Below are 10,692 nucleotides of genomic sequence, written 5' to 3' on the forward strand. Positions count from 1 at the left end.
GTCGCCGGTCAACTGGTCCGGGATGTCGACGACCGCCTCGCGCGGGTCGGTGCGCGCCACGGTGACGATCGTCTGTCCCGGCGAAACGGTCTGGCCGACCTCGGCGCCGACGGCGGTGACGACGCCGTCGAAATCGGAAAACAGCCGGGCATAGCCGAGCTGTTCCTGCGACTTGGCCAAGGCGGCATTCGCCCGCTCGACGCCGGCGGCCGCGGCTTGCCTTGCCTGCTGCGCGGCGTCGAAGACGGACTGGGAGGTGTTCGCGGAAGCGAGCAGGGCGCGCTGGCGCTCCTCGCTGGCCGCCGCATTGGCGAACTGCGCCTGTGCGTTCGACAGATCGGCTTTCGATGCCTGGACGGCAAGCTCCAGCGCCGTCGGATCGAGCGCCGCGATCGTCGTGCCCTTGGTGACGAGGTCGCCGACCTTGACGTCGCGCGAGACGACGCGGCCGAGCAGGCGGAAGGCAAGGTCGGCGCTGTATTGCGGCTCGACCGAACCGGCGAAGCCGAAGGTCTCGACGGTCTTCGGTTCGATCACCACCGACAGAACCGGCCGGACGATCTCCGGCGGCTTCTCTTCCGAGCGCGAGCAGCCGGCAAGCGCTAGAAGGGCGAGCAGGGGAGCGATGCGTGGCAACCGGTTCATTGCTTTGCCCCCGCCACTTCGATCGTCTGTCCGGGGCTGAGCAACTGTCCGCCGGCGGTGACGATGCTCTGGCCTTCCTGCAAGCCCTTTTCGACGACGACAATGCCGGAATCGAAGGCGAGCACCTCGACCGGCGACGGCGTCACCGCCTTGCTTGACGGGTCGACGATCCAGACGGCGGGCTCGCCGCCGGTCGAGGTCAGCGCCTGCCAGGGCAGCAATATAGCTTTGACCGACCTGGCGCTGACCGTGCCGATCACGGCCGCGCCCAGCGGCATGCCGGCGGGCGTGTCGGGAATGCCGACCTTGACCCGGATCGACCCCGACGCCGTATCGACAGCCGGCGATATCTCGCGCACCTTGCCGACCGCGCGCACCTGCGGGTCCGACAGCAGCGTGATCGTCACCGCGGGCGAGGACGGCGTCTGCGCAACCAGCGTTTCGTGCACGTTGAACACCGCATCGCGATCGCCGTCCTCGGCGATGGTGAAGACGGTCTGCGCCGCCTGCACCACCTGCCCGGCCTCGACCTGGCGCGCCGTGATGACGCCGGCGGCGCCTGCCTTGAGCTCGGTATAGGACAGGTTTTCCTTGGCGTTGGCGAAAGCGCTTTGCGCGGCATCGACGCTGCCTTGCGCCACTTTCAGCGTCTGATTGGCGGTGTCGAAATCCCGCCTCGTGGTGAAGCCCCGGGCCAACAGGGTCTTCTGCCGCTCATAGGTGGCCGCGGCCTGGGTGAGCTGCGCCTGCGCCGCGTCGAGATCGGCCTGGGCCGAACGCAGGTCCGATTCCTGTTCCTGCGGGTCGATGCGGGCGAGCACCGCGCCCTGGTCGACATGCTGGCCGACATCGACCAGCCGTTCGGCTACCCTACCGCCGACGCGGAACGACAGATTGTTGAGCGTACGGGCGGCGATCACCCCGGTCAGCGACGTCCGTGGCGCGTAATCGGCGAGCGCGACTGTCTGCGTCGTCACCACCACAGGTAATTTCTTTTCCGCCACCTGCTGTTTCTGGCAGCCGGCGGCTGAAAACGCGGCGGCGAAACAGGCCAGCAGCAACAAGATGTTTGGACGAGGCAAAGGGCGGAGCGGCGAAGACGGCAAGGCGGACGATGTCGCGTTCCTGCTCATGGTTCCCCTCGATCCGTGGGGCCGCTCCTGACGGCGGCACGTCGCGGATGAAATGAGATTAATCGATCGACGGGAAAAGGAAACTGTTTCCGAGGCGCGTATCGCCGGGCTGGTTAAGAACATCGTTCCCCATCTTCGAGGCAGGCCCAATCGACTGGGCCAACGTGCCAACTTGAGGAAAACGTGAAATAAGGTCAGAAGGGTTTTGATCAACGGAACGGGTCCTATCCCGACGAGGGATACCCGATGAGGGACGATATGAAGAATTCAGCCATTTCCGAACGCAAGAATCAGTCGATCTCGCGCGGCGTCGGCATGACGACGCAGATCTACGCCGATCGCGCCGAGAATTCGGAAATCTGGGATGTCGAAGGTCGCCGTTACATCGACTTCTCGTCCGGCATCGCCGTGGTCAACACCGGCCATCGCCATCCGAAGGTGATCGAGGCCGTCAAGGCGCAGCTCGACCGCTTCACCCACACCTGCCACCAGGTCGTGCCTTATGAGAGCTACGTGCACCTCGCCGAGCGGCTGAACGGCATGCTGCCAGGCAAGTTCGACAAGAAGACGATCTTCGTCACCACCGGCGCCGAGGCGGTCGAGAACGCGATAAAAATCGCCCGCAACGCCACCGGCCGTCAGGCGGTCATCGCCTTTTCCGGCGGCTTTCACGGCCGCACCTTCATGGGCATGGCGCTGACCGGCAAGGTCGTGCCCTATAAGGTCGGCTTCGGCGCCATGCCGGGCGATGTCTTCCACGCGCCGTTTCCGGTCGCGCTGCATGGCGTCTCGGTGGCGGATTCGCTCGCCGCGCTCGACAAGCTGTTCAAGGCTGACGTCGATCCAAACCGCGTTGCCGCCATCATCGTCGAGCCGGTGCAGGGCGAGGGCGGCTTCTACGAGGCGCCGCGCGATTTCATGGCATCCCTGCGCAAGATCTGCGACCAGCACGGCATCCTGCTCGTCGCTGACGAGGTGCAGACCGGCTTTGCCCGCACCGGCAAGATGTTTGCCATGGACCACCATGACGTGGCGCCCGATATCACCACCATGGCCAAGAGCCTTGCCGGTGGCTTCCCGCTGTCGGCCGTCACCGGCCGCGCCGAGATCATGGACGCGCCCGGCCCCGGCGGGCTCGGCGGCACCTATGGCGGCAGCCCGATCGGCGTCGCCGCCGCGCACGCCGTGCTCGACGTCATCGAGGAGGAAAAGCTCTGCGACCGCGCCAATGCGCTCGGCGCCAGGCTGAAGCAGCGGCTGGAATCGATTCGCGACGACGTCCCCGAGATCGTCGACATCCGCGGCCCGGGCTTCATGAACGCCGTCGAGTTCAACGACGTGAAGAAGGGCCTGCCGTCGGCGGAGTTCGCCAATGCGGTGCGGCTGAAGGCGCTCGACAAGGGCCTCATCCTGCTCACCTGCGGCGTCTACGGCAACGTCATCCGCTTCCTGTCGCCAATCACCATCCAGGACGGCGTCATGACCGAGGCGCTGGATATACTGGAAAGCTCGATCCGCGACGCGCGGGCCGCCTAGTCGAAATAGCCAGAGCGTCAGCGTCAACTATCCTTGGGCATTCTTCCTTCATCGAAAATGCCCTGGATGTCACGTGAGCCGTGGAGGATGCGTTCTACACGCACGTCGTCGCCTTCGACGGTATAAAAGATGACATATTTCTGGAACGCGACGGAGCGCAGGCCGCGCAGAGTTCGGAACGGGGAGCGCCACCACGTGGTGCATCCAAGATGGTGCCGCATCGCACTCGAAGTGCCGCTATCAGGCGGCGCGCGGCCGCCGGATTTTCAGCCTGGATATAATCGCCAATCTCTTCAATGTCCTGTACGGCGGCAGGGGCGAAACTGAGAGCCATTATTTGCGGCCTTCAGCCGCGTATCTTTTGTCCAGCCGATCAAAAACGTCTTCGGCCGGAATAGCTGGTCCGCTCTCTACACCCTTGCGGATGTCTTCACGCAGTGCAGTAAGCTTCGCTTGCCGGTGCTCTTCGCGTTCCTCCAAAAGACGCAGGCTATCGCGCACAACTTCGCTTGCGCTGGCGTAGCGGCCACTCTCGACAAGCTCGCGCACGAATGCCTCGTAGCGGGAGCCAATGCTGTAGCTTGCAGGCATGGGGCAATCTTTCACTTTATCCGAAATTATCAATTTATGATAATTCAGCGATGGCCTTTTGCCAAGGCTTGGCTTGGTGGGAGCGTCCCTTCGTAGTCCCGAGCGCTGTTATCATCATATTGGATTGAACAATCAGCCCGCCGCCCTGGTCGGTTCGTCCTGACTGAAGGCCGCAAGCGCCGCCTTCAGCGCATCCGGCCCTCCCGCCACCGTCTGCGGCGTCGGCGAGAAGCCGGCGCCGAGCATCTTGCGGCCGAGCATGTGGTCGGCGGGACGGTTGACGGATTCGATGCCGAGCAGCCGGTTGCCGGCATAGTGGTAGATCGAGAATTTGTTCTCGGCGAGGTCGCCGAGCACCACATGGTGATCGCCGCCTTGCGTCAGGCCCACCATCTGCAGCTTCATGTCGCCGATATCCGACCAGAACCACGGCACCGCCATGAAGGGCTCGGCATGGCCGAGGATGGTGCGGGCGGCAAGCCTGGCCTGGTCGGTGGCGTTCTGCACCGATTCCAGCCGCACGTCGCCGCCGGTGAACCAGTGCCGGTAGGAAGCGGCGTCGCCGATGGCGAGGATTTCGGGAACAGAGCTCTGCATGTGCTGGTCGACGCGGATGCCGTTGCCGATGGCGAGACCCACAGCTTCCGCCAGTTCAACATTAGGCACGACGCCAATACCGATGATCACCATTTGCGCCGGCAGGCGCTCGCCGCCGGACGTGATCGCGGCCGAGACGCGGCCGCCTTCGCCCTCCAGGCGGGCGACGGTGGTACCGGTCAGGATGCGCACGCCGATCGCTTCCAGGCGCTGGCGCACATGCGCGGCGATGACCGGCGCCACGGCGCGGCCGAGCAGCCGGTCGACGGCTTCGACGACGGTGACGTTGCGGCCCGCGGCCCTCAGCGTCGCGGCGATCTCCAGCCCGATGAAGCCGCCGCCCAGAATGACGACGTCCTCGCTTCGCGCGCTGAGCTCGCGGATCAGGCGCGCATCGGCCAGCGAGCGCAGCGAGACCACGCCGGCAAGGCCGGCGCCATCGAGCTTCAGCAGGCGCGGCCGCGAGCCGGTCGCAAGCACCAGCCGGTCGAAGCCGAGCGTTCCACCGCCCGCGATATTCAACCGGCCCGCGCCGGCATCGATGCTCTCGATGCGCACGCCCGGCCGGTAGTCGATGGTGTTGCCGGTGTAGAAGGCTTCGCCGCGCAAGGGCTGCGGCTTGGCCTCCGGGTCCTTGATGAAGGTCTTGGACAGCGGCGGCTTGTGATAGGGCAGTTCCTTCTCGTCGCCGATCAGGACGACTGGCCCTTCATAACCCTCTTCGCGCAGACTGGCGGCCGCCTGCACGCCGGCATGGCCGGCACCGACAATCACAACCCCGTTCGTCATCGCAATCCTTTTTGTCTGCAAATCTAGGCTCTTGCGCCAGGTGGCGATTGTCTGCCGCCGCCGCAAGAGCCGCGGATCGGGTCGCACCCAGAATGGCTGTCTGTCAATCGGGCCAGCGAGGCAGTGTTGGGCTTAAAGTTGATATTTGTAGTTTAGAATAATTCTAAACTGTTGTTTCAATTGAATTTTTTCGGTCTCACCAGTTGACTCCCGGCCTCTCCATCGCTTTATGGAGAGCTGCGCGTCAAGCGCATTCCTTTGATGTCTGGGCCTTGAACCCTTTCGATTGGAGGCAAGTGGGTGTCTTTTTATCGCGAACCGCGCATCGGCGCGGCCACCATTTTTCCCGGCATGCTCATGCCTCGGCGCGGGTGGGCGCCTTTTATTGAATTTCCAAAGAACCGGAGAAGGATAATGACGGCACGTAATGGCGGCAGGCTGGCTGCGATCTGCGCCACGGCTGCACTGACGGCGGCGGTGTTCGTGTTGCCGGCGAAAGCCGAGACCGACGCCAAGGCGGTGATCAAGACCTATGCCGATATCGCTCTGGCCAAATACGAGGATTCGCTGACCACCGCGCAGGCGCTGGACAAGGCGGTGGATGCGCTCATCGCCAGTCCCTCGGCCGACACGCTGAACGCCGCGCGCGAAGCCTGGAAGGCCGCGCGCATTCCTTATCAGCAGACCGAAGTATACCGCTTCGGCAACAAGATCGTCGACGACTGGGAAGGCAAGGTGAATTCCTGGCCGCTGGACGAGGGCCTGATCGATTATGTCGCCAAGAGCTATGGCACCGAGTCGGACGAGAACGCGCTCTATACGGCCAACGTGATCGCCAACAAGGAGATCGAGATCAACGGCAAGAAGGTCGACGCCTCGAAGCTGACGCCCGAGTTCCTTTCGGGCACGCTGCAGGAGGCCGGCGGCGTCGAAGCCAATGTCGCGACCGGCTATCACGCCATCGAATTCCTGCTCTGGGGCCAGGACCTGCACGGCACCGGTCCGGGCGCCGGCGAGCGCCCCTACACCGACTATGACCTCAAGAACTGCACGGGCGGCAATTGCGACCGCCGCGCCGAATATCTGAAGTCGGCGAGCGACCTTCTGGTGTCCGACCTGCAGGAGATGGTCGACAACTGGAAGGGAGACGGCGCCGCGCGCAAGAACCTGACCGACGGCGATGCGAATGCAGGCATCTCCACCATCTTCACCGGCATGGGGTCGCTCTCCTATGGCGAGCTGGCCGGCGAGCGCATGAAGCTCGGGCTCTTGCTGCACGATCCGGAAGAGGAGCACGACTGCTTCTCCGACAACACCTACAACTCGCATCTCTATGACGCCGTCGGCATCCGCGACGCCTACCATGCCAGCTACAAGCGGCTCGACGGGTCCGTGGTTTCGGGTCCGTCCGTGTCCGACATGGTGAAGGCCGCTGATCCGGCGATCGACAAGGAGCTGTCGGGCAAACTCGACACCACCGTCGCCAAGATGGAGGCCATCAAGGCGCGCGCGCTGGCCGGCGAGGCCTATGACCAGCAGATCGCCGAGGGCAACACCGAAGGTAACGCCACCGTGCAGGCGGCGATCGACGCCCTGATCGACCAGACCAAGTCGATCGAGCGCGCCGTCGGCTCGCTCAAGCTGAACCAGATCGCCTTCGAGGGTTCCGACAGCCTCGACGCGCCCGACAAGGTGTTCAAGTAAGTTTAGACGTCCGTACCAGCCAAGCGGCGCCGGACCGGCGCCGTCAGCCAGAGCAAACAGATGCTGATCTGCCATTGCAACATCATCACCGAAAAGGAGATCGAGCAGACGATCGTCAGCCTGCTGGACGAGGATCCCTGGCAGCTGATCGTGCCCGCGAAGGTCTACCACGCGATGCGCAAGCGCGGTCGCTGTTGCGGCTGTTTCCCAAATGTGGTGGAAACGATCATTCGGGTCACCGAGAACTACCACGCCCGTTCAGAGGTGGGCGGCGTGGACGTCGTTTCACACCTGGATCGCGTGAGAGGCTTGCGCGGCCAATACGGGAGCAGAACCCATGAAAGGCGAACCGCAGATCATAGAGCGGCTTAATGAAGCTCTGTTTCTGGAGCTTGGAGCCGTCAACCAGTACTGGGTGCATTATCGTCTGCTCGAGGATTGGGGCTACACCAAGCTGGCAAAGAAAGAGCGGGCGGAATCGATCGAGGAAATGCATCACGCCGACCGGCTGATCGCCCGCATCATCTTCCTCGAAGGCCATCCCAACCTGCAGTCCGTCGCGCCGCTGCGCATCGGCCAGAACGTCAAGGAAGTGCTCGAATCCGACCTCGCCGGCGAATATGACGCGCGCACCGCCTACAAGCGCTCGCGCGAGATCTGCCATGATGCCGGCGATTTCGTCTCGATGAAGCTGTTCGAGGATCTTCTGACCGACGAGGAAGGACATATCGACTTCCTGGAAACGCAGCTCGATCTGCTTGCCTCCATCGGCGAGGAAAAATACGGCCTGCTCAACGCCGACCCGGCCAACGAGGCGGAGTAAGGACATGCGGGAATGCGGCGCCCCGTAGATCATTTTTCGCGCCGCGCACGGCGGGCCGCAATCGACGGCCTGCCGCTTCAGAAGACCCCGCGATACCGGATTGGTCGCGGGGCTTCGCTTTTGCTGGCGATCACGCTTTCCGCACCCGCCTTGGCCGGCGAGCCGGCCGCCCTGCCGACGAGCCGCACCGACCTGACGCCGAAGGATCAGGCGCGGGTTCTGGCCGTCACCAGGCCGACGACCGACTTCACCAGGCCCGAGCCGTTCGAGCTGATGCAGGGCGGCGCCGGCACGTCGGAGAAGGACGTCAACCGCGATGCCTTCTCGCAATCCTCCGCCAACATCACCTTCGAGGAAGAGGGTAATTTCGAGCTCGGTAATGCGCTGTTCCGCAAGAACTGGGTGTCGTCGCCGTCCTCGACCCAGGCTTCGGACGGGCTCGGCCCGCTGTTCAACGAGCGCGCCTGCCAGAACTGCCATCTGAAGGATGGCCGTGGGCGTCCTCCGGAAGGCGATGCCGGATCGACATCGATGTTCCTGAGGCTGGCGCGCGACGCCGGCAGCGCCGAGGAAAGGGCTGCGCTCGCCGGCCATGAGGCGTTGAATTTTCCCGATCCGGTCTACGGCTCCCAACTGCAGGAGCTCGCGGTCCCGGGCCTCAAGGGCGAGGGCCGGATGCGCGTCGATTACCAGGAGCAAAAGGTCACGCTCGGCGACGGCGCCGTCGTGTCGCTGCGCAAGCCAAGCTATACGATCGAAAATCTCGGCCACGGTCCGCTCGATCCGCGCACCACGCTGTCGCCGCGCCTGACGCCGCCGATGATTGGGCTCGGCCTGATCGAGCAGATCGCGCCGGCCGATATCCTTGCCCATGCCGATCCGGACGACCGCGACGGCGACGGCATTTCGGGCCGGCCGAACATCGTGCGCGACGAGCTGAGCGGCCAGGTGACCTTGGGCCGCTTCGGCTGGAAGGCGCAGACCGCCTCGATCCGCCAGCAGGCGGCCGATGCCTTCGCCGCCGATATCGGCATCTCGACGCCGGAAATGCCGAAGCCTTGGGGCGACTGCACGGAGGCCGAGAAGGATTGCCTGGCCATGCCGAACGGCGTGCAGCAGCGTCTCGGCACGGCCGAAGCGCCGCCGCCGGTGATGGACCTCGTCACCTTCTATTCGCAGAACCTGGCTGTGCCGGCACGCCGCGATCTCGACAAGCCGGACGTGCTCGCCGGCAAGAAACAGTTCTACGAGATGGGCTGCATTGCCTGCCACACGCCGAAATTCGTCACCATGCGCGGCACACCCAACAAGGCGCAGGCCTTCCAATTGATCTGGCCTTATTCCGACTTCCTGCTGCACGACATGGGCGAGGGCTTAGCCGACGGCCAAAGGGTGGGCGAAGCCACAGGGAGCGAATGGCGCACGCCGCCGCTCTGGGGCACCGGGCTGACCGCGACGGTCAACGGCAATGCTTTCTATCTGCATGACGGCCGCGCCCGCACGCTTGCCGAGGCGATCCTGTGGCATGGCGGCGAGGGTGAGAAGGCGCGCGACCGCTTCGCCGGCGCCGCCGCCGCCGACCGTGAGGCGTTGATCAAATTCCTGGAGTCTCTCTGATGTCAAAACGCGTCCCTCTGATGTCGAAACGCCTGGTCCTTTCTCTTCCTTTCCTTCTGGCCGCCGTGCTACCGGCATCGGCCGCGGTCAAGGCCTCCGACGTCATCGGCCGCGCGATCGACGGTTTCGTCCGCCCGGCCTATGCCAGCCTCGACGAGCATGCGGCGGGGCTCACCAAGGCGATGCACCAGCTTTGCGAAAAGCCGTCCGGCCAAAACCTCGAAGCGGCGCGCGCGGCATTTTCAGGCACCGTGGAGGCCTGGTCGGTGGCCGAGATCATCGCTTTCGGGCCGATCAAGGAGAACAACCGGCTGGAACGCATGCTCTATTGGCCGGACCGCAAGAGCATCGGTTTGCGGCAGGTGCAATCGACGCTTGCCGCAAAAGACCCGTCGGCTACCGATCCGGCGCAACTGGCGCAAAAGAGCGTCGCCATGCAGGGCCTTGGCGCGCTCGAATATGTGCTCTACGGCGACGGCGCCGAAACGCTTGCCGGCAAGGATGATCCCTACCGCTGCGCCTATGGCGCGGCGGTTGCCGGCAACGTCGAAACCATGGCCGGCGAGGTGCGCGACGCCTGGCAAAAGCCCGACGGCTTCGCGTCGCTCTGGGCCAATCCGGGGCCGAAAAACCCGCTCTACCGCGACGGCAACGAAGCCGTGACGGAACTGGTCGGCGTCTTCATCAACGAGCTGGAGATGATCCGCGACGTGCGGCTCAAGGGCTTCCTCGGCGCGAAGCCCGATGCCGACAAGCCGAAACAGGCGATCTACTGGCGCTCGCGGAACACGACGGCCTCGCTTGCCGGAAATCTCTCCGGCATCGACCAACTGTTCCAGGCCTCGAAACTTGGCGATGCGCTGCCCGCCGGTGCGCAATGGATGGCCGAATCCATCCATATCCAGCTCACCAACGGCGTGGCGACTGCGAAACCGATCGCTGGTCCGATCGATAAGGCGCTCGCCGATCCGGCGCTGCGCGGCAAGCTCGAGCATTTCGCGCTGATCACCTCCAGCCTGTCGACCTTGATCGGCACCAGGATGACCGCCGAGTTCGGACTGACTGCCGGCTTTTCCTCGCTGGACGGGGACTGAGCATGACCCCGATAGTGGCGCAGATTTTAGGGAATAGTTTCTGGCCAAGAGGCTTTGATTGTTCGAATGCACCTGCTTCGTGGGGCCACCGGCCTTCGAGGTTGGCCGAAACGCCTCTCTCCTCGTCATCCACGGGCGGAGCAAGGAGCGTAGCGACGCAGCG

The 10,692-nt window shown here is 64.3% G+C and carries 11 protein-coding genes and 1 pseudogene; 6 read left to right on the forward strand and 6 right to left on the reverse strand.

Going from position 1 to position 10,692, the window contains the following annotated elements; all coding sequences use genetic code 11:
* Positions 1 to 645 (reverse strand): efflux RND transporter periplasmic adaptor subunit (locus tag EOD07_RS09335; protein ID WP_127235215.1); only part of this gene is annotated, 645 nt, incomplete at its 3' end.
* On the reverse strand, positions 642 to 1,706 hold the full coding sequence (locus tag EOD07_RS09340) for an efflux RND transporter periplasmic adaptor subunit (protein WP_245469988.1): 1,065 nt from the start codon (positions 1,704 to 1,706) through the stop codon (positions 642 to 644). The genes EOD07_RS09335 and EOD07_RS09340, both read right to left, overlap by 4 nt.
* 330 nt (positions 1,707 to 2,036) lie before the next feature.
* On the opposite strand from EOD07_RS09340, the gene EOD07_RS09345 reads away from it, so the two are divergent.
* On the forward strand, positions 2,037 to 3,314 hold the full coding sequence (locus EOD07_RS09345) for a 4-aminobutyrate--2-oxoglutarate transaminase (protein WP_127235217.1): 1,278 nt from the start codon (positions 2,037 to 2,039) through the stop codon (positions 3,312 to 3,314).
* Positions 3,315 to 3,337: 23 nt separating this feature from the next.
* Here the strand turns inward: EOD07_RS09345 and EOD07_RS38460 are convergent, their stop codons facing one another.
* The 4 genes and pseudogenes from EOD07_RS38460 to EOD07_RS09360 all read right to left on the reverse strand — a co-directional run bounded on the left by EOD07_RS38460 (position 3,338) and on the right by EOD07_RS09360 (position 5,291).
* A complete protein-coding gene (locus EOD07_RS38460) occupies positions 3,338 to 3,535 on the reverse strand; it encodes a type II toxin-antitoxin system RelE/ParE family toxin (RefSeq protein ID WP_245469990.1) in 198 nt (65 codons plus the stop codon).
* Positions 3,526 to 3,648: pseudogene (locus EOD07_RS38465) on the reverse strand (type II toxin-antitoxin system RelE/ParE family toxin); the annotation flags it as partial. The gene EOD07_RS38460 and the pseudogene EOD07_RS38465, both read right to left, overlap by 10 nt.
* Positions 3,648 to 3,905, reverse strand: coding sequence for a type II toxin-antitoxin system ParD family antitoxin (locus EOD07_RS09355; RefSeq protein WP_127235218.1), 258 nt, complete (start codon positions 3,903 to 3,905; stop codon positions 3,648 to 3,650). The gene EOD07_RS09355 and the pseudogene EOD07_RS38465, both read right to left, overlap by 1 nt.
* A gap of 132 nt (positions 3,906 to 4,037) precedes the next feature.
* A complete protein-coding gene (locus EOD07_RS09360; protein WP_127235219.1) occupies positions 4,038 to 5,291 on the reverse strand; it encodes an FAD-dependent oxidoreductase in 1,254 nt (417 codons plus the stop codon).
* Positions 5,292 to 5,705: 414 nt separating this feature from the next.
* Between EOD07_RS09360 and EOD07_RS09365 the strand changes: the two genes are divergently transcribed.
* The 5 genes from EOD07_RS09365 to EOD07_RS09385 are packed head-to-tail and all read left to right on the forward strand — an operon-like array spanning position 5,706 to position 10,529.
* Entirely contained in the window at positions 5,706 to 6,995 is a 1,290-nt protein-coding gene (locus tag EOD07_RS09365) for an imelysin family protein (protein ID WP_127235220.1), read from the forward strand.
* 60 nt (positions 6,996 to 7,055) lie between these two features.
* Entirely contained in the window at positions 7,056 to 7,367 is a 312-nt protein-coding gene (locus EOD07_RS09370) for a (2Fe-2S)-binding protein (protein WP_040985972.1), read from the forward strand.
* The gene (gene bfr, locus EOD07_RS09375) at positions 7,333 to 7,818 is read left to right on the forward strand and encodes a bacterioferritin (RefSeq protein WP_127235221.1); all 486 of its coding nucleotides are present in this window, start codon (positions 7,333 to 7,335) and stop codon (positions 7,816 to 7,818) included. The genes EOD07_RS09370 and bfr overlap by 35 nt, the downstream gene beginning before the upstream one ends.
* 12 nt (positions 7,819 to 7,830) lie before the next feature.
* On the forward strand, positions 7,831 to 9,435 hold the full coding sequence (locus EOD07_RS09380; RefSeq protein ID WP_127235222.1) for a di-heme oxidoredictase family protein: 1,605 nt from the start codon (positions 7,831 to 7,833) through the stop codon (positions 9,433 to 9,435).
* 20 nt (positions 9,436 to 9,455) lie between these two features.
* Positions 9,456 to 10,529 (forward strand): imelysin family protein, encoded by a 1,074-nt coding sequence (locus tag EOD07_RS09385; protein WP_127235223.1) that lies wholly within the window; start codon positions 9,456 to 9,458, stop codon positions 10,527 to 10,529.
* The last annotated feature ends 163 nt before the right edge of the window (positions 10,530 to 10,692 follow it).

The sequence above is a fragment of the Mesorhizobium sp. M2C.T.Ca.TU.002.02.1.1 genome (genome assembly GCF_003997225.1).